Here is a 16403-nt window from a genome sequence, read left to right on the forward strand (position 1 = left end):
CAAGTATTTTTGCGACGACTATTGAAGGGCTTAAAGTGGTGCCCGGAGGCGGATTCGAACCACCGACACGCGGATTTTCAATCCGCTGCTCTACCAACTGAGCTATCCGGGCATCCGTAACAAGCAGTTAGCTCGTTCGAGGCGGTGTTGGTTCCCGCCGGAAGTGGGTGGGTTATAGCATTAAATTTCGCGCTGTCCAGCACCGTATCGCAATTTTTATCAGCTTTTCTCACATCTTTGATAAATAACTGATTTTATTGGAGGAAGCCACTTTGATAGAGGTTTAGTTTCCTTCTTCTTCCTCTTCGTCAATCGGCTTCCCCGGCAGGACATAGCTGCCGGATAGCCAGCGATTGAGGTCGATGCTTTTACAGCGTGGCGAACAGAACGGATAGGATTCGCGCGATGAAGGCTTTCCGCATTCCGGGCAGGGGCGCGTCGGACGCAATGGCGTCACTCGTGCACCTGCTGCGGTCGATATGTCCTTCTTGTCGCTCATACCTGCTCTCAGACTTTCCCGCTGTTCCAGTTAGCGTAAACCGGGTAGTCGACGTCGTTCAGCAGGCTGATAGTTTCCTGCAGCGGCAATCCCACGACGTTTGTATAGGAGCCAACCAGCTTCACAACGAAACTACCGGCCAGCCCCTGGATTGCATAGCCGCCCGCTTTCCCTCGCCATTCACCAGACGAGAGATAGGCATCCATCTGCTGGCGGGATAACCGTTCAAAACGCAATCGTGTTTCAACCAGTGTCTGGCGCAAATTCCCGTTCGGCAAGACAAGGCTCACTCCTGTGAACACCTTGTGCGTACGCCCGGAAAGCAGCCGCAGACATTCTCTTGCCTCGTCGGCAATCTCCGTTTTGGGGAGAATGCGCCGGCCCACGGCCACAACAGTATCGGCAGCAAGAATGAAGGCACCGGCGAAATTCGCATCGTCCTTCAGCTGCTCTTGTGCCTTGCGCGCCTTCTCCCGCGACAGACGTCGCGCCAGCGAGCGCGGGTGTTCCGCGCGCTGCGGCGTTTCATCTATATCGGCCGGATGAATGTGGTCCGGTTCGATGCCTGTCTGCCCCAGAAGCTCGATCCTGCGTGGAGAACCGGAGGCAAGAACCAGCTTGTGTTGCGCGCTCATCGAATAGACATTTCCTGGAACGGGAACGGATTGCTCACTTGAAGCGGTAGGTGATGCGGCCCTTGGTCAGATCGTAAGGGGTCATCTCAACCAGAACCTTGTCGCCGGCCAGAACGCGGATGCGATTCTTGCGCATACGGCCTGCCGTATGGGCGATGATTTCATGTTCGTTCTCGAGCTTCACGCGGAACATAGCATTCGGCAGCAGTTCCGTAACAACACCCGGAAATTCTAGGACTTCTTCTTTCGCCATGCGATACCTGTGTCTTTCTTTGATAAAATGCCGCTCTCGAGCGGTCTTTAGGTCGGAATTTGCGCGGAACCTATATGATTAGGCGGCATTTGTGAACAACGGAATTCCGTGAACTTGATGCTGGAGCATTTCCAGCAAAAGTGCGAAGCCGTTTTGCGTCGGATAATGCGACAAAACAAACAGTTAGAGCGGTTCCGCCGATTCCGTATTAGCCGGAACCGTTCTTGTCAAAACGCTGCATGATTTGCCGCTTCAGGCGGTCCCGCACATCGCGATAAGCCGCCATGATCTGACTTCTGCTGCCTGCCACCAGCGTGGGGTCCGGCGTTGGCCAATATTCGACATCAACCGAGAAACCCCGCATTCGCTCCAGCACAGTATGGTGGGCAAGTGGTGTCAGCGTTACAATCAGGTCGAAATATCCATCAGCAAGTTCTTCGAGGCCACGCGGTTGCCGGTTATCAAGCGTCAAGCCTTCCTCTTGAAGTACAGCATCGACAAACGGATCACGTTCACCCCGCTTCACACCTGCAGAAGCTACATAAATATTGGGTGGCAGGGCCTGTCTTGCAAGTAACTCCGCCATGGGTGAACGAATTGCATTCTTGCCGCAGACAAAAAGCAGGGACTTGGGCAGGCTCGATTTATGATCTTCGTCGCCGTCGGCGCTGAAATTCACGGGAGGGGCATCGGTGATGACCATCAATGATCAGCCTCTCCAGTGCAGGACGCAGACAAGTGTGAAAAGCCGCCGTGCCGTGTTGAAATCAACCTCGATCTTGCCCTGCAGCCTGTTCTGGAGCGTCTGCGATCCTTCATTGTGCAGGCCGCGCCGTCCCATGTCGATTGCTTCGATCTTGCTTGGTGTGGCCGACCGGATCGCCTGATAATAGCTTTCACAAATCATGAAATAATCCCGCACGACGCGCCGTAAGGGCGTGAGCGAGAGAATATGAGTTGCGACGTCTTCACCGGCCTCCCGGGTGATGGCGAAGATCAGTCGCGATTCCATCAGCGAAAGCTTGAGACGGTACGGCCCTCCCGTGTCGTCTCCGATCGGGTGGAAGGAATTTTCTTCGATGAGGTCAAAAATGGCTACCGCACGTTCATGCTCGACGTCAGGCGTCGAGCGCCCGATGGATTCATCGAGCTCGACGTCAACAAGGCGCGCATTTGGAACAGCGGCAGTCATGTCACCTCATAGATTCAGCCGGATAGCGACAGACTGCGCGTGTGCGTCAAGGCCTTCGGCGCGGGCAATCTCGATTGCCGCAGGTCCGAGCACGCGCAGTTGATCAGGGCCGAGTTTGAGAAGCGACGTGCGTTTCATGTAGTCGAGAACCGACAAGCCGGACGAAAAGCGCGCCGAGCGCGCCGTTGGCAGAACGTGGTTACAGCCGCCGACATAATCGCCGATCACTTCCGGCGTATAGCCGCCGATGAAGATCGATCCCGCATTACGGATTTTGGGCAGCAATGCTTCCGGATCGGCCGTAGCGATTTCCAGATGCTCGGCTGCAATGCGATTGGCAAGCGGAATGGCTGCCTCGAAATCCTCGACCAGAATAACCGCGCCGAAATCACGCCAGCTCGCGGCGGCAGTTTGCGCGCGCGGGAGATTGCGGAGCTGTCGTTCGACAGCTTCTTCGACAGCTAGAGCAAGAGCCTCATCATTGGTCATAAGGATCGATTGCGCAGCGGTATCGTGCTCCGCTTGAGCAAGGAGGTCAGCGGCGATCCAGTCGGGATTGTTGTCCTTGTCAGCGATGACCAGCACTTCTGATGGCCCGGCGATCATGTCGATGCCAACCGTGCCGAAGACGATACGTTTGGCCGCCGCAACATAGGCGTTGCCGGGGCCGACGATCTTGGCAACCGGACTAATTGTTTCGGTGCCATAGGCGAGGGCTGCGATAGCCTGTGCGCCGCCGACACGATAAATCTCGGAAACGCCAGCCAGACGTGCTGCCACCAGAACCAATGGATTGAGAATGCCGTCAGGTGCTGGAACCACCATGACAATGCGCTCTACACCTGCCACCTTGGCTGGAACAGCGTTCATCAATACGGAACTTGGGTAGCTTGCCGTGCCGCCCGGAACATAGAGCCCCACAGCTTCGATAGCGGTCCAGCGCGAACCGAGCTCAACGCCAAGCGCATCCGTATAACGATCATCTTTCGGCAATTGCCGCGCGTGGTGTTTCTCGATGCGCTCGTGAGCAAGCTTCAGCGCTTCGATCGTCGATGCCGGGGCTATGTCGAATGCGGCATCGATTTCAGCTTCAGTGACCGCAATTCCCGTTTTTTCGAGATCGATCCGGTCAAAGCGTCGGGAATAGTCGATGAGCGCACTGTCACCTTCACGACGCACCCGTTCAACGATCTCGCGGGCCGCACGATCGACATCCTCGGACGCCTCGCGTTTGCTGGCCAGAAATGTCGCGAAATTATTCTCGAAATCGGGATCGGTTTGTCTGAGCGTCTTGACCACGCTTCTGTTCCTTCAAATATGCTTTGCCAGACTGGCGTCTGGCTGACGAAAGACGGTTTTGTATAACCCTCTCTTATGCCAGGGTGCTAAGATGCTGACGCTATCCAAGCCCTGAAAATGCTCAATCGCCACACAGGCTTTCCAAATCTCGATGATTCAGCTCATCAAGGTTTGGTATTAGACGTTATGGCGAGGAAGTGATTCTGTTTCCCATGCCGCGCCAAGGTCCGTCATTTGCGCTTCGATACATTCCACTTCAAGACGGATAGCCGCATTTGCCGAGAAAGTCAGTTCTATTGTTCCGGCAGGTGTTTCACCGGCCGTGAACTGAATGGCCATCAGGGAAAGCACTTCATCCGGTTTCTGGCGGTCAATACCGACTGCCTTGGCTGCGATCACACGGTTGAAGTGCAGAGCGGTGCGCCTGCGCTGGTATTGCGGCTTGCGCAGGAACTTCGGTTTGCTTTCTTCCCAGACAAAACGGTTTGCAGTGAGAACGAAGCGCTTCTCGTTCCCGAGATACTGAAGGTCGGATACTTTCAAAACTGCGTCCTGAAGATGAGCGGACAGGACCTGCAAATCCTCCTCATCCAGCGCCACAAGCTTCAACATCTCCATACTCCAGCACCACTTTCCGTTGTCGGTTAATAACTGCTCCCAACAGGCAGAAAATCAATCACCCGCTCGGCCGATTATCAACTTGGCATGTCAAAACAAAAAAATCGACAGGCTTTTCAAGCCTGTCGCCCTTCGATTGGAATCTTTAGCGTAGCACAAGAAAAAGCCGGAGCGATGAATGTCACTCCGGCTTGGTCAGATCAGCCACTGATACGTTCTACTGTCGCGCCGCAGCGTGACAGTTTTTCTTCCAGGCGCTCAAAGCCGCGATCCAGATGATACACGCGGTTGACCATGGTTTCGCCCTCAGCAGCAAGGCCAGCGATCACAAGCGAAACCGAAGCCCGAAGATCCGTTGCCATCACCTGCGCGCCTTTGAGGCGTTCTACGCCTTCGACGGTTGCAGTCTGGCCGGACAGAGAAATCTTTGCGCCAAGACGTGCCAGCTCCTGCACGTGCATGAAGCGATTTTCAAAAATGGTTTCCGTGATGCGCGAGGTGCCCTTGGCCTTGGTCATCAGGCCCATGAACTGCGCCTGCAAGTCAGTCGGGAAACCGGGGAAAGGATCCGTGGTAACGTCGACGGGATGGATACCATGACCGTTACGGACAACGCGGAGACCGCTATTGGTTTCGGTGATTTCAGCTCCTGCCTGTCGCAGCGTTTCGAGAGCGGCTGAAAGCTGGCTTTCCTGAGCACCTTCCAGAAGCACATCGCCGCCGGTCATGGCGACGGCCATGGCATAGGTGCCGGCTTCGATACGGTCTGGAATAACACGAACGCGCGCACCCGACAGGTTGGTGACCCCATCGATATGGATAGTGCTGGTTCCGGCGCCGTGATCTTGGCGCCCATTGCATTAAGGCAGTCGGCGAGATTGACGACTTCCGGTTCGCGGGCAGCATTCTCGATGACGGTTTCGCCCTTGGCGAGGGCTGCTGCCATCAGCATGACATGGGTCGCGCCGACGGAGACCTTCGGAAACTTATAGCGTGCGCCGACGAGACCGTTCCTGGCTTTCGCCTTGGCGTAGCCGTTTTCGATTTCGATGTCGGCTCCAAGAGCTAATAAGGCTTCGAGGAGAAGGTCGACCGGGCGTGTCCCGATAGCGCAGCCGCCCGGCAGGGAAACATTTGCTTCGCCCATGCGGGCGAGAAGCGGCGCAATAACCCAGAAACTCGCACGCATCTTGGATACGAGTTCATAGGGTGCAGTGGTGGTGACGATATTACGGGCAGTAAAATGGATCGTACGCGAATAGGCCCCATCCTGATGTTCGCGGCGTCCGTTAACCGAATAATCCACGCCGTGATTGCTGAGGATGCGGATCAACTGTTCGACGTCAGCCAGATGCGGCACATTTTCGAGCGTCAGCGTATCGTCGGTCAGAAGCGAGGCGATCATCAACGGCAGAGCGGCGTTTTTTGCGCCGGAGATTGGAATGATGCCGTTGAGCTTGTTGCCACCAACGATTTTGATGCGATCCATGCTGTGTCACCTTCTGGGCCGATACCTTGCCCGATAAATTTTCACCAAATCCGGCAGCCCTTACGGCGCGGTGGCGTTGCGTCATGAAATTACGAGTCTTGCGGCCAAATTACGTCAAATACGAATCACAATAGGACGACATCGCTGCGAAGAACAGAAATGAGCTTTTACCGCAGAGCCCCCCTATCTTCAAGGAAGGCTTTGTTGTTGCGATTCTCAGTCGGTATCGTCACTGGCGGCGGTGATGCCGTCGTTTCGTTCATCCGCTTCGCCTGCGCGACGTGATCTGGATTGTGCTTTGCGGCGCATCAGATTCGCGCGTAACTCCTCAGCCCGGCGCTTTTTGCGCTGGTCCGATTGGGTTTGTTTCTCTTTGTTGGTCGTATTTTCGCTCATGGCGGTCTTCTACTACGGGAAAAAGGGCCGGAAAAGCTGCTTTCAAATGCGCGTCCGGCAGATTTCCACATTATGTGAAAAGAAATGCAATTGCTTGCTTGCGATTTGCGTAATGATGTGGCAGAAGTCCGCCGCACTCAAGAGATTGCTGCGGTAGCTCAGTGGTAGAGCACTCCCTTGGTAAGGGAGAGGTCGAGAGTTCAATCCTCTCTCGCAGCACCATTATTTTCCAATAAAATCCAGAAACTGGCTTTGCCGTGCTTTCGTTAAAGCACGTTTCGATCTGACCGGATCAGATCGGCGCTCTAATCATTTGTTGTTACGCGCATCTTTTCCGAAAACCGTTTCACACTTTTCGGGATGCGCTCTAATGGAAAGTGCGTGTGGTTGCTGATTTGAGATCAGTTCACGCGGGGTTCAATCTCATTGAGCCGCTTTTCTTTCGCCACCAGTCTTTTCGATGTATACTGTTCGCCAGACCGTCAGGCGTAGCCCGACGAATTGGCGTCACGAAATCGGATTTATCCGGTGACCGGTTGAAAGCCAGAAATTGCGTGCAGGCCATGTCCTGACCGTTTCCTTGCCGTCAGGACTGCTTAATCCGCAGGAGGAGCGTCATGGCACAGTTTCATGTTGTTGCAGGTCGAGACCAATCAGCCTTTTATCCCGAAGTTAAGCGCATTCGCATGGCAGATGTATTTGATGCCCTGCGTCTGGGCTTCGACGACTTCTGGGCAAAGCCATCGCATTACGTTTTCCTTTGCCTCATATACCCGCTGGCGGGGTTGTTCATCACTTACTGGAGCACGAACGCAAACGCGTTACCGCTCTTGTTTCCCCTGATGTCCGGCTTTGCCTTGATCGGGCCAATTGCTGCGCTGCCGCTTTATGAGATGAGCCGCCGCCGTGAAGAAGGGTTGGATACATCCTGGAAACGTGCGCTCGATGTGAGCCATTCACCGGCATTGCCGTCCATCGTGGCTGTCGGTGCTTTTCTGTTCGCAATCTTTATTGTCTGGCTGCTGGTGGCTCAAAATCTCTATGTTCACTATTTCGGGCCGATGCCGCCCGAGAGCTTCTCAATGTTGATGAATCAGGTGTCGTCAACGGAAGAGGGACGCAGTCTGATTTTTGCCGGTTGTGGCATTGGTTTGCTTTTTGCAATCGTTGTCCTGTGCTCGACGATTGTGACTTTCCCGATGCTGCTTGATCAGGATTGCGGCGCTGCGGCAGCGGTTGCGACATCGTTGCGTGTTGTCATGCGCAACCCCATGGAATCGCTGCTCTGGGCTGCAATCGTAACCGCGATGCTGATCGTCGGTTTTGCCACGATGTTTGCCGGGTTGGCGGTAGTAATACCCATCCTTGGGCATGCAACCTGGCATCTCTATCGAAAGACGGTCACGCACCCGGCGGCAATGCGTATTTGACCGGGGAACTGATCGATAAATCCCATCCGAAACATTGCTTCGGGTGGGATTGCCGTGGCTTTTGATGAAACATTTTCAAGCTTTCCAATATGTGGCGGCGTCCTGCCGCACCCCCACCCCCCTTTATTCTGCGGTCAGTTCTGCTTTAGAAGAGCAAGACGAGATTCGCGCAGATGATAATAAATAACAATAAGTTAGCGGAGCTCTCCTCGCAGCGCGTCAACGGGCTGGGTGGGCTTTCGATACATTTCAAGGACGGGCGTTCGCGCATTTCCAGGCTTTACCAGGAAGGCGCAGCCAAGATCCGCATGCCGCAGGTCGGAGGCGATCCGCTGGAAGCAATCCTGATCAACACATCAGGAGGGCTGACGGGCGGTGACCGACTGCAATGGGATGTGGAGCTTGGCGAAAACGCTTCGGCTGTCATTACCACGCAGGCCTGTGAGCGTATCTATCGCTCAGGGGGCGGCGGGGCACGCATTGCCACGCGTTTGAAGGCTGCAAAAGGCACGCGTCTTGCTTGGCTTCCGCAGGAAACCATTCTGTTCAATCAATCCGTGTTGTCACGAACGCTGGATGTCGAGCTGGAGGAGGGGGCGGAAATCCTGGTGGTGGAGGCGACTATATTCGGGCGCCTTGCCATGGGTGAGCGGGTTGATGAAGCGATGTTCAGTGATCGTTGGCGTGTGCGGTTGGGTGGGCGGCCCGATGGGAGGCTTGTGCATGCCGAAGAGTTTCGGCTGGGACCGGATATTGGGGCTGAATTGCAAGCCCGTCCGGTGGCAGATGCGGCCTGTGCAGTCGCCACCGTGCTTCTGATTTCAGGGGAGGCCGGGAAACATCTGGAAGCTGCCCGGCAGATCATTGGAGAGGAGGGCGGTGCCAGCCTCTGGCAGGTTGGTCCTGCAACCAAACTGATGATGCGACTTCACGCGCCGGATAGTTACACCTTGCGCAAACGTCTGGGGCCATTGCTTGCCCTGCTTAACGGTAAGGCAGGACTGCCCAAAGTTTGGACATTTTGAGTTCGCGGCAATCCCGCCGCTTTTAACGCCAGCGGAATGCATACCGCTTTGAAAGTATGAAGTTTGGAACGAAGTCATGAATTTGACGCCCAGGGAAAAAGACAAGCTTTTGATCGCCATGGCCGCCATGGTTGCCCGCCGCCGTCTGGAGCGCGGGGTAAAACTCAATCATCCGGAAACGATCGCACTGATAAGCGATTTTGTCGTTGAAGGTGCCCGCGATGGGCGCACGGTTGCCGATCTGATGGAAGCAGGCGCGCACGTCATCACCCGTGAACAGGTGATGGATGGTGTGCCCGAAATGATCCACGACATTCAGGTCGAAGCCACATTTCCCGATGGCACAAAGCTCGTCACCGTGCACGAGCCGATCCGCTGATTTTCAGGTTTCGCCGAGGCGAACCTGTTTTTTGAAAGGTACGATAATGAAGAAGACTACGGTCCTTGCCGCAGTGGCAATGGCGCTCACCGCAAGCCCTGCCTTTGCCCATCTTAACCCGGCCGAACACGGCTCATTCGCGGCGGGCTTCACGCATCCGCTCTCCGGCGCGGACCATATCCTGGCGATGGTTGCGGTCGGGCTTTGGGCCGCCATGCTGGGTGGACGGGCACTCTTCGTCGTGCCAGCAGCATTTGTCGGTGTGATGCTGCTTGGCTTTGTGGCGGCACTTCTGGGCATGCCACTGCCCTTTGTTGAGCCGGTCATTCTGGCTTCGGTGGTCGTGCTTGGTCTTATGGTGGCGCTTGCCTTCCCTGTCACTCCGGTTGTTGGTGCACTTATTGCCGGCTTCTTCGCCTTCTTTCACGGTCATGCACACGGCGGGGAAATCGGAGGCGCGACATTCCTCTCCTATGCGGCTGGATTTGCGCTTGCGACCGCACTGCTACACGCCGCTGGCATGGGTGTCGGCCTTGCCGCAGGACGGCTTATGGCGGGCAAGAATGGCAAAATTGCTTTGCGTATGGCCGGTGGCGCTACCGCACTTGGCGGCCTGATGCTGATGGCCGGGTGAGGTGTGACATGATCCCCGGCGAAATTATTACGCAGGACGGCGATATAGAACTCAATCAGGGGCAACCCACCATCACGATCAAGGTCGCCAATACCGGCGACCGACCCATCCAGGTCGGCAGCCATTTTCATTTTTACGAAGTGAATGCGGCCCTTTCTTTCGAACGCGACAAGGCGCTCGGACAGCGGCTGGATATTGCAGCCGGAACTGCCGTGCGCTTCGAGCCCGGTCAGGAACGCGACGTGACATTGGTTCCCGTGAGCGGCAAGCGCGAGATCTACGGATTTCGCCAGATGGTCATGGGAAAGCTTTAAAACAGGTGACGGAGACATTTCATGCCAGCCAGAATTAGTCGCGCCACCTATGCGCAAATGTTCGGCCCTACTGTTGGCGATAAGGTGCGTCTCGCCGATACGGAACTGTTTATCGAAGTCGAACGGGACCTCACCACCTATGGCGAAGAGGTGAAGTTTGGCGGAGGGAAGGTTATCCGTGACGGTATGGGACAAAGCCAGATGTCGCGCGCCGACGGTGCGATGGATACAGTCATTACCAATGCTCTGATCCTCGATCATACCGGCATCTACAAGGCCGATGTGGGGCTTTGCGACGGGCGTATCGCGGTGATCGGAAAGGCCGGAAATCCGGATACGCAGCCCGGCGTTTCGATCATCATCGGACCCGGTACGGAGATTATCGCGGGTGAAGGCAAGATCCTCACGGCGGGCGGTATCGACACGCATATCCATTTCATCTCACCGCAACAGGTGGATGAAGCACTTAATGCAGGCATCACCTGCATGGTGGGTGGCGGCACCGGACCTGCCCATGGCACGCTTGCAACCACATGCACGCCGGGGCCGTGGCATATAGCCCGGCTGATCCAGTCATTCGACGGCCTGCCGATGAATATCGGTGTGTTCGGCAAAGGAAACGCTTCACTGCCCGGTGCATTGGAAGAAATGATCCGCGCCGGTGCCTGTGGTTTGAAGTTGCATGAGGACTGGGGTTCGACACCAGCCGCGATCGATAATTGCCTGTCGGTTGCAGACCGGTTCGATGTTCAGGTTGCGATCCACACCGATACGCTGAACGAAGGCGGCTTCGTCGAAGACACGCTCAACGCCTTCAAGGGACGCACGATCCATTCCTTCCATACGGAGGGCGCCGGTGGCGGGCACGCTCCGGATATTATTCGGGTGTGTCAGTATCCGAACGTGTTGCCAGCGTCGACAAACCCGACCCGGCCATACACGGTCAATACGATTGCAGAGCATCTCGACATGCTGATGGTGTGCCATCATCTGTCCCCGGCAATCCCGGAAGATATTGCCTTTGCAGAAAGCCGTATCCGCAAGGAAACCATCGCTGCAGAAGACATTCTCCACGATATGGGAGCGTTCTCCATCATTTCCTCCGACAGTCAGGCGATGGGCCGTGTCGGCGAAATGATCATTCGCTGCTGGCAGACTGCAGACAAGATGAAGAAGCAGCGTGGCAGTCTTCCCGACGACAAGCCCGGAAATGACAATTATCGGGCGCGTCGCTACATTGCGAAATACACCATCAACCCTGCCATCGCCCATGGCATGGCGCATGAAATCGGTTCGGTGGAAGTGGGCAAGCGCGCCGATCTCGTTTTGTGGAATCCTGCTTTCTTCGGCATCAAGCCGGAGATGGTTCTGCTTGGTGGCTGGATCGCAACCGCGCCGATGGGGGACCCGAATGGCTCAATTCCAACGCCGCAACCGATGCATTATCGTCCGATGTTCGGCTCGTTTGGAAAAGCCCGCACCAATACGTCCATTACATTTGTTTCGCAGGCCGCAATGGATGAGGGGCTTCGAGAGAAGATTGGGGTGGACAAGCAGATGATTGCAGTGGCCAATACCAGAGGCGGTATCGGCAAACATTCCATGATCCTCAACAATGCGATGCCGCAAATGGAAGTTGACCCGGAAACCTATGAGGTGCGCGCAGATGGCGAACTTCTGACCTGCGAGCCCGTCGACGTCGTGCCAATGGCGCAACGCTACTTCATGTTCTGATCTTGAAAGGCAAAAAAATGTTTCGTGCCACTGCCATTATTCGTGCGGATAAGGTGATCGATGCCGTGCCTGCGGGCCATGCCGTTCTCGAACGTGATGAACGTCATTTGCGGCGCAAAGCCATTGTTCTGGAAGGCGGCGAGAAGGTACTCGTCGATTTCGCAGAGCCGGTGGTGCTGGAACACGGTGACCGGCTTGTCCTCGATGACGGACGCGAGATTGAAATCCGCGCCGCAAGCGAGGAACTTTACGAAATCCGCGGGCGTGATCCGCTGCATATTGCCGAACTCACCTGGCATATCGGCAACCGTCACCTCGCGGCCCAGATCGAGAGTGATCGTATCTTCATTCTTCGCGACCATGTCATAAAGGCTATGCTTGAGGGGCTTGGTGCAACAGTCACGGATGTAACGGCAATTTTCAGTCCGCTGCGCGGTGCTTATTCTGGCGGCCATTCGCATGATGACCATGACCATGATCATCATCATCATGGTCATCACGAACACGATCATGAACATCATCACCACCACCACGACTGATACCACCACCGCTTTGCTGCGGCTGATGGCCTGGCTGTCGCCTGTCTTTCCGGTCGGGTCGTTCAGCTATAGTCATGGGCTGGAGCGGGCCGTCCATGATGGCTATGTCGCAGACACCGCCACAATGAGCGATTGGCTGCGCTGGCTTGTAACACGTGGCTCCGGCTGGAATGATGCCGTGCTTTGCGCGGAAAGCTGGCGGTGTGCGGTTGCCGAAGGCGATCTTGTTGAAGTTGCAGAATTGGCCGAAGCACTGGCCGGTTCGCGTGAACGTCATATGGAGACGATGCTGCAGGGCGAGGCGTTTCTGGCTGCAGCTAGAAGCTGGCCCAGTTCTGTATTTGATCGCCTGCCAGCCGATTGCCCCTATCCGGTGGCAGTCGGTGCCGTGGCGGGCGCTAACAAAGTATCGCTTGGATTGACACTCGCCGCCTTTCTGCAAGCCTTCTGTATCAATCTTTTGCAGGCATCGATCCGTCTTTCGGTCATGGGGCAGAACGGCGTGACTGCGACAATGTCGGATTTGGAGCCGGTTCTCGCCGAAACAGCGGCGCGAATAGAAAAAACTTCATTGAGTGACCTTGGTTCCGCGACTTACATTAGCGACATCATGGCCATGAAACACGAAACCCAACATTCGAGGCTTTTTCGCACATGACACAGAAAAACGGACCCTTGCGTATCGGCATCGGCGGCCCGGTGGGATCGGGAAAGACGACGCTGACCGAAAAGCTTTGCAAAGCGCTGCGTGATAAATACTCGGTCGCCGTGATTACCAACGATATCTACACGCAGGAAGACGCCCTCATTCTGGCGCGTTCTCAGGCTTTGTCCGAAGATCGGATCATGGGCGTCGAAACGGGCGGATGCCCGCATACGGCAATCCGCGAGGATGCCTCCATCAATCTGCAGGCAATTGCCGAAATGAACCGGCGGTTTCCCGATCTGGAGATCGTCTTCATCGAATCCGGTGGTGACAATCTCGCTGCCACCTTCTCACCTGATCTGGCGGACCTGACGCTTTATGTCATCTCTGTTTGTCAGGGTGAGGAAATTCCGCGCAAAGGCGGTCCGGGTATCACGCGGTCAGATTTTCTTGTGATCAACAAGAGCGATCTTGCCCCTCACGTTCATGTCGATCTCGATATTATGCAAGGCGATGCGGCACGCATGCGCGGCAAGCGTCCATTCGGTTTCACCGACCTCCATCGCGGCAAGGGCGTGCCGGAAATCATCGACTTTATCGTTGAGAATGGCGGACTGGAAGCGCGTTGATTACGGCTGGCTGTTGAGCCGTTTGCGGGCCTCCCGTTGTGAGGCCTGCAAATCAATGATTGGTTTGGGATAGGTACTGCCCAACGCAATTCCAGCGCTGGTCAGCACATCCTTGGGGGCCTCAAACGGCTTGTGCAGCCATTTGTCGGACAGGCCTGATAGTTCTGGCACCCAATGCCGGACGTATTGTCCTTCGGCATCGAATTTTTCACCCTGCAAGATCGGATTGAACACCCGGAAATAGGGCGCAGCGTCCATGCCGCAGCCTGCCACCCACTGCCAGCTTCCCGGATTGCTGGCGATATCGCCGTCCACGAGCGTATCCCAGAACCATTCCTCACCCTTTCGCCAGTCAATGAGCAGATTCTTGGTGAGAAAAGATGCCACAAGCATTCGCACGCGATTGTGCATCCACCCGGTGGCCCAAAGCTGACGCATACCGGCATCGATGATGGGAAAGCCCGTCTGTCCGCGACGCCATGCTTCGAATGCAGCTCGATCATCGCGCCATGCGATGCCGGACAGTGTGTCACGCATATCGTGTCGGCTGATGTCGCGGCGGTGATAGAGCTGGTGATAGTTAAAGTCCCGCCAGATCAGTTCGGACAGAAATTTTTCACCGCCCGCCCGTGCTGCAAAATGCTCGTCCATAAACGCCAGTGTGGCATACCACGCCTGACGGGCGCTGATTTCACCGAACCGCAAATGAGGTGAAAGTCTCGAAGTCCCATCGATGCCGGGAACGTCGCGATCCTCGGTATAGGTCGAAAGCGTGCTCTCGAGAAAGCGTGTCAGGCTGTCGCGCGCTGCGTCTTCTCCAATATTCCAAAGCCCATCCAACTTTTCCGCCCAGGACGGAACGCTGGGTGAATAGCAGGTTTCCTGTGTTGGTTTGATATCCCATTGCCTGCGCGAAAGCGGGCGAGGAATGTGATGGTGGCGCAACGCTTTGGCGAAAGGGGTGAAGACCTGATAGGGCGTATCGCTGGCCGTCTTGAGCTCCCAGGGCTCAAGAAGAAGATTGCCAGGAAATGAGGTTACACCGGTTCCACTCTCCTTGAGTTGTGACTTCAGTTTTGCATCGAATTCACGTTCCGCCGGTGCGTAGCGACGGTTCCAGAACAGTTCGGTGACGGCCAGTTTCGCGATCAACTGAGGGAGGATACCCCTCGGATCACCGGTCTCGATGAGAAGTTCGATACCACGATCAGCGAGCTGTTTTCTTATCGCTTCAAGACTTTGGTCCAGCCACCACCGCACCGCGCAGCCGGGCGCCCGAATCTCGGCAACGGTCTCATGAACGTAAACTGCTGTTATATGGCCGCCTGTTTCGGCGGCTGCATCCAGTGCGGGGTTGTCGTTGATTCGAAGATCGTTACGCAGCCAGACGAGCGCGTGATGCTTCATGAGAAAAATTCCACTGCAGAAATGTGATGCCGATATGTCGAGCCACATATAGCGGAGCGAGCAAAAACGTCACGAGGTCGGGGGCAGTCAATTTAGGAAATATGCAAAGCAATGCGTAGGCACGTCCTTACTGCTAAGTTGTTGAAACGAATGGCACACCCGAAAGGTTTCGAGCCTTTGACCCCCGGATTCATAGTCTAGGCTATCTATCTGATTGTATTTACTGTCGTTCTTTCAGTGCAGAGAGCTTTATAAAAAAACAAGAAGGGGCTTCGGCAGGAACTCTTTCGTTCGGCACGGAAGCTCCGTCATGCGTTCGACAGTTTCAGCCTCGGTATTCATCGGACTCAGTTCCAGCACCCCGCCTGTTTTCCGAATCTATTATGTGCCGTCACCTGATTGGCGAATGGTCGATCAGTTGTCAGAATGTTCACCGACGTTTCCAGACTTGGCCGCAACTTCTCGAACCCGGCGCAGACACTCGGGGAGCTCGTCGTCTCGTAGCCCGTAATCAGCGCAAAGAGCGGCAGCAGCATCCAACTTATCTTTGATACCCCCCCCCTTGTCCTGATAATATTTCACGGTCGCAGCAAGAGCATCGGCTGAAGCCTGTTTCTTGCCGTCAGAGACGCCTATGCCGTGCGCGGCGGAGCTGACGATAACAGCGCCAGCCACCACAGCCGCTCCCATTTTGAGAATGTCGAGTAGATCGAACATCAACGAATCTCCGACTGGAGGTCTTTCACGACCTTAAACAGATCGGAGCGCCGCTCTATGCTGTAGATGGCAAAACCGATAATGCCGGGCTGAAAAGAAGCTGTAACCGCGCCGCTTTAATAAGTGAAAGTCGAGTCGATTTTGTAGATTTTTATCAGACAGTTGAGTGTCGCGAAGGCCAAGTTCACTCTACAAATCTTGCAATGTTGCGCGCATGAACTGTGCTGCGCCTGTCGCCGACGATGCGGTGGAATAGCTCCAGCTCTTTTTGACCCAGCTTTGCTTAGCCAGTTTTTCTGCACGTCGATCAGATTACCGAGCGTCATCTGGGTGATAGGCTTCGGCAAATGCTTCTGGCGGTTTCCGAAAATCACCTGATAGAAATGGGGCGGTGCTTTCTCTGCATCGGTTCGATAGATGAAGTCGAGCAAGAGCGCCGCTCCGGTTGGTGCTGACTTATCCATAATGCACGATCCTGAGTTCTTCCATTGTGCGGAAGATCACAGGATCGCGCGACCGGTGCAAAGCACACCTTGGGCAAAGAAAAAGCCGCCTCAGAGGGCGGCTA

The 16403-nt window shown here is 55.4% G+C and carries 20 protein-coding genes, 2 tRNA genes and 1 pseudogene; 10 read left to right on the forward strand and 13 right to left on the reverse strand.

Annotation, left to right across the window (positions count from 1 at the left end):
- Positions 1–36: 36 nt before the first annotated feature.
- The 10 genes and pseudogenes from LJ361_RS01330 to LJ361_RS01375 all read right to left on the reverse strand — a co-directional run bounded on the left by LJ361_RS01330 (position 37) and on the right by LJ361_RS01375 (position 6381).
- A tRNA-Phe gene (locus tag LJ361_RS01330) sits at positions 37–112 on the reverse strand.
- A 171-nt stretch (positions 113–283) separates the two neighbouring features.
- Entirely contained in the window at positions 284–499 is a 216-nt protein-coding gene (gene yacG / locus LJ361_RS01335) for a DNA gyrase inhibitor YacG (RefSeq protein WP_010658092.1), read from the reverse strand.
- Between the two features lie 8 nt (positions 500–507).
- Positions 508–1134 (reverse strand): Maf-like protein, encoded by a 627-nt coding sequence (locus LJ361_RS01340; protein WP_010658093.1) that lies wholly within the window; start codon positions 1132–1134, stop codon positions 508–510.
- A 34-nt stretch (positions 1135–1168) separates the two neighbouring features.
- Positions 1169–1387, reverse strand: coding sequence for a translation initiation factor IF-1 (gene infA / locus LJ361_RS01345; RefSeq protein ID WP_002965531.1), 219 nt, complete (start codon positions 1385–1387; stop codon positions 1169–1171).
- A 208-nt stretch (positions 1388–1595) separates the two neighbouring features.
- Positions 1596–2090: a low molecular weight phosphatase family protein gene (locus LJ361_RS01350; protein ID WP_320109278.1), complete on the reverse strand. Its 495-nt coding sequence runs from the start codon at positions 2088–2090 to the stop codon at positions 1596–1598.
- Positions 2091–2096: 6 nt separating this feature from the next.
- The gene (locus tag LJ361_RS01355; protein WP_010658095.1) at positions 2097–2579 is read right to left on the reverse strand and encodes a UPF0262 family protein; all 483 of its coding nucleotides are present in this window, start codon (positions 2577–2579) and stop codon (positions 2097–2099) included.
- 6 nt (positions 2580–2585) lie between these two features.
- Positions 2586–3878: a histidinol dehydrogenase gene (gene hisD, locus LJ361_RS01360; RefSeq protein ID WP_011982501.1), complete on the reverse strand. Its 1293-nt coding sequence runs from the start codon at positions 3876–3878 to the stop codon at positions 2586–2588.
- Between the two features lie 177 nt (positions 3879–4055).
- Positions 4056–4496: a DUF2948 family protein gene (locus LJ361_RS01365; RefSeq protein ID WP_010658097.1), complete on the reverse strand. Its 441-nt coding sequence runs from the start codon at positions 4494–4496 to the stop codon at positions 4056–4058.
- Positions 4497–4696: 200 nt separating this feature from the next.
- Positions 4697–5985, reverse strand: a pseudogene (gene murA, locus LJ361_RS01370) (UDP-N-acetylglucosamine 1-carboxyvinyltransferase).
- 216 nt (positions 5986–6201) lie between these two features.
- Complete coding sequence (locus LJ361_RS01375; protein ID WP_010658099.1) at positions 6202–6381, reverse strand: hypothetical protein; 180 nt, start codon at positions 6379–6381, stop codon at positions 6202–6204.
- A 147-nt stretch (positions 6382–6528) separates the two neighbouring features.
- Between LJ361_RS01375 and LJ361_RS01380 the strand changes: the two genes are divergently transcribed.
- The 10 genes from LJ361_RS01380 to ureG all read left to right on the forward strand — a co-directional run bounded on the left by LJ361_RS01380 (position 6529) and on the right by ureG (position 13711).
- Positions 6529–6603 (forward strand) — tRNA-Thr (locus LJ361_RS01380).
- A 395-nt stretch (positions 6604–6998) separates the two neighbouring features.
- Positions 6999–7811 carry a DUF2189 domain-containing protein gene (locus LJ361_RS01385; RefSeq protein ID WP_151576466.1) on the forward strand — a complete coding sequence of 271 codons (813 nt, stop codon included), beginning with the start codon at positions 6999–7001 and terminating at the stop codon, positions 7809–7811.
- 173 nt (positions 7812–7984) lie between these two features.
- On the forward strand, positions 7985–8836 hold the full coding sequence (locus LJ361_RS01390) for an urease accessory protein UreD (RefSeq protein ID WP_151576467.1): 852 nt from the start codon (positions 7985–7987) through the stop codon (positions 8834–8836).
- A 76-nt stretch (positions 8837–8912) separates the two neighbouring features.
- A complete protein-coding gene (locus LJ361_RS01395; RefSeq protein WP_010658102.1) occupies positions 8913–9215 on the forward strand; it encodes an urease subunit gamma in 303 nt (100 codons plus the stop codon).
- Between the two features lie 46 nt (positions 9216–9261).
- Positions 9262–9849: a HupE/UreJ family protein gene (locus LJ361_RS01400; RefSeq protein ID WP_151576468.1), complete on the forward strand. Its 588-nt coding sequence runs from the start codon at positions 9262–9264 to the stop codon at positions 9847–9849.
- Between the two features lie 8 nt (positions 9850–9857).
- Positions 9858–10163, forward strand: coding sequence for an urease subunit beta (locus LJ361_RS01405; protein ID WP_010658104.1), 306 nt, complete (start codon positions 9858–9860; stop codon positions 10161–10163).
- A gap of 21 nt (positions 10164–10184) precedes the next feature.
- A complete protein-coding gene (gene ureC / locus LJ361_RS01410; RefSeq protein ID WP_151576469.1) occupies positions 10185–11897 on the forward strand; it encodes an urease subunit alpha in 1713 nt (570 codons plus the stop codon).
- Positions 11898–11914: 17 nt separating this feature from the next.
- A complete protein-coding gene (gene ureE, locus LJ361_RS01415; protein ID WP_151576470.1) occupies positions 11915–12436 on the forward strand; it encodes an urease accessory protein UreE in 522 nt (173 codons plus the stop codon).
- Complete coding sequence (locus tag LJ361_RS01420) at positions 12408–13094, forward strand: urease accessory protein UreF (RefSeq protein ID WP_166942844.1); 687 nt, start codon at positions 12408–12410, stop codon at positions 13092–13094. Before ureE ends, LJ361_RS01420 begins: the two co-directional genes overlap by 29 nt.
- Positions 13091–13711 carry an urease accessory protein UreG gene (ureG, locus tag LJ361_RS01425; RefSeq protein WP_010658108.1) on the forward strand — a complete coding sequence of 207 codons (621 nt, stop codon included), beginning with the start codon at positions 13091–13093 and terminating at the stop codon, positions 13709–13711. Before LJ361_RS01420 ends, ureG begins: the two co-directional genes overlap by 4 nt.
- Here ureG and LJ361_RS01430 read toward each other — a convergent pair whose 3' ends face one another.
- The 3 genes from LJ361_RS01430 to LJ361_RS01440 form a co-directional block, all read right to left on the reverse strand.
- The gene (locus tag LJ361_RS01430; RefSeq protein WP_166942825.1) at positions 13712–15118 is read right to left on the reverse strand and encodes a cryptochrome/photolyase family protein; all 1407 of its coding nucleotides are present in this window, start codon (positions 15116–15118) and stop codon (positions 13712–13714) included.
- A gap of 414 nt (positions 15119–15532) precedes the next feature.
- Positions 15533–15835 (reverse strand): hypothetical protein, encoded by a 303-nt coding sequence (locus LJ361_RS01435; RefSeq protein ID WP_194531884.1) that lies wholly within the window; start codon positions 15833–15835, stop codon positions 15533–15535.
- A gap of 116 nt (positions 15836–15951) precedes the next feature.
- Complete coding sequence (locus LJ361_RS01440) at positions 15952–16299, reverse strand: hypothetical protein (protein WP_166942831.1); 348 nt, start codon at positions 16297–16299, stop codon at positions 15952–15954.
- Positions 16300–16403: the final 104 nt, after the last annotated feature.

The organism is Brucella sp. JSBI001, from assembly GCF_026014005.1.
Taxonomy (GTDB): Bacteria; Pseudomonadota; Alphaproteobacteria; order Rhizobiales; family Rhizobiaceae; genus Brucella; species Brucella anthropi.

Excerpts from the sequence above, each read along its gene's own strand:
- yacG (WP_010658092.1), bottom strand. The coding sequence starts at position 499 with ATGAGCGACAAGAAGGACATATCGACCGCAGCAGGTGCACGAGTGACG.
- LJ361_RS01340 (WP_010658093.1), bottom strand. The coding sequence starts at position 1,134 with ATGAGCGCGCAACACAAGCTGGTTCTTGCCTCCGGTTCTCCACGCAGG.
- infA (WP_002965531.1), bottom strand. The coding sequence starts at position 1,387 with ATGGCGAAAGAAGAAGTCCTAGAATTTCCGGGTGTTGTTACGGAACTG.
- LJ361_RS01350 (WP_320109278.1), bottom strand. The coding sequence starts at position 2,090 with ATGGTCATCACCGATGCCCCTCCCGTGAATTTCAGCGCCGACGGCGAC.
- LJ361_RS01355 (WP_010658095.1), bottom strand. The coding sequence starts at position 2,579 with ATGACTGCCGCTGTTCCAAATGCGCGCCTTGTTGACGTCGAGCTCGAT.
- LJ361_RS01365 (WP_010658097.1), bottom strand. The coding sequence starts at position 4,496 with ATGGAGATGTTGAAGCTTGTGGCGCTGGATGAGGAGGATTTGCAGGTC.
- LJ361_RS01375 (WP_010658099.1), bottom strand. The coding sequence starts at position 6,381 with ATGAGCGAAAATACGACCAACAAAGAGAAACAAACCCAATCGGACCAG.
- LJ361_RS01385 (WP_151576466.1), top strand. The coding sequence starts at position 6,999 with ATGGCACAGTTTCATGTTGTTGCAGGTCGAGACCAATCAGCCTTTTAT.
- LJ361_RS01390 (WP_151576467.1), top strand. The coding sequence starts at position 7,985 with ATGATAATAAATAACAATAAGTTAGCGGAGCTCTCCTCGCAGCGCGTC.
- LJ361_RS01395 (WP_010658102.1), top strand. The coding sequence starts at position 8,913 with ATGAATTTGACGCCCAGGGAAAAAGACAAGCTTTTGATCGCCATGGCC.
- LJ361_RS01400 (WP_151576468.1), top strand. The coding sequence starts at position 9,262 with ATGAAGAAGACTACGGTCCTTGCCGCAGTGGCAATGGCGCTCACCGCA.
- LJ361_RS01405 (WP_010658104.1), top strand. The coding sequence starts at position 9,858 with ATGATCCCCGGCGAAATTATTACGCAGGACGGCGATATAGAACTCAAT.
- ureC (WP_151576469.1), top strand. The coding sequence starts at position 10,185 with ATGCCAGCCAGAATTAGTCGCGCCACCTATGCGCAAATGTTCGGCCCT.
- ureE (WP_151576470.1), top strand. The coding sequence starts at position 11,915 with ATGTTTCGTGCCACTGCCATTATTCGTGCGGATAAGGTGATCGATGCC.
- LJ361_RS01420 (WP_166942844.1), top strand. The coding sequence starts at position 12,408 with ATGAACATCATCACCACCACCACGACTGATACCACCACCGCTTTGCTG.
- ureG (WP_010658108.1), top strand. The coding sequence starts at position 13,091 with ATGACACAGAAAAACGGACCCTTGCGTATCGGCATCGGCGGCCCGGTG.
- LJ361_RS01430 (WP_166942825.1), bottom strand. The coding sequence starts at position 15,118 with ATGAAGCATCACGCGCTCGTCTGGCTGCGTAACGATCTTCGAATCAAC.
- LJ361_RS01435 (WP_194531884.1), bottom strand. The coding sequence starts at position 15,835 with ATGTTCGATCTACTCGACATTCTCAAAATGGGAGCGGCTGTGGTGGCT.
- LJ361_RS01440 (WP_166942831.1), bottom strand. The coding sequence starts at position 16,299 with ATGGATAAGTCAGCACCAACCGGAGCGGCGCTCTTGCTCGACTTCATC.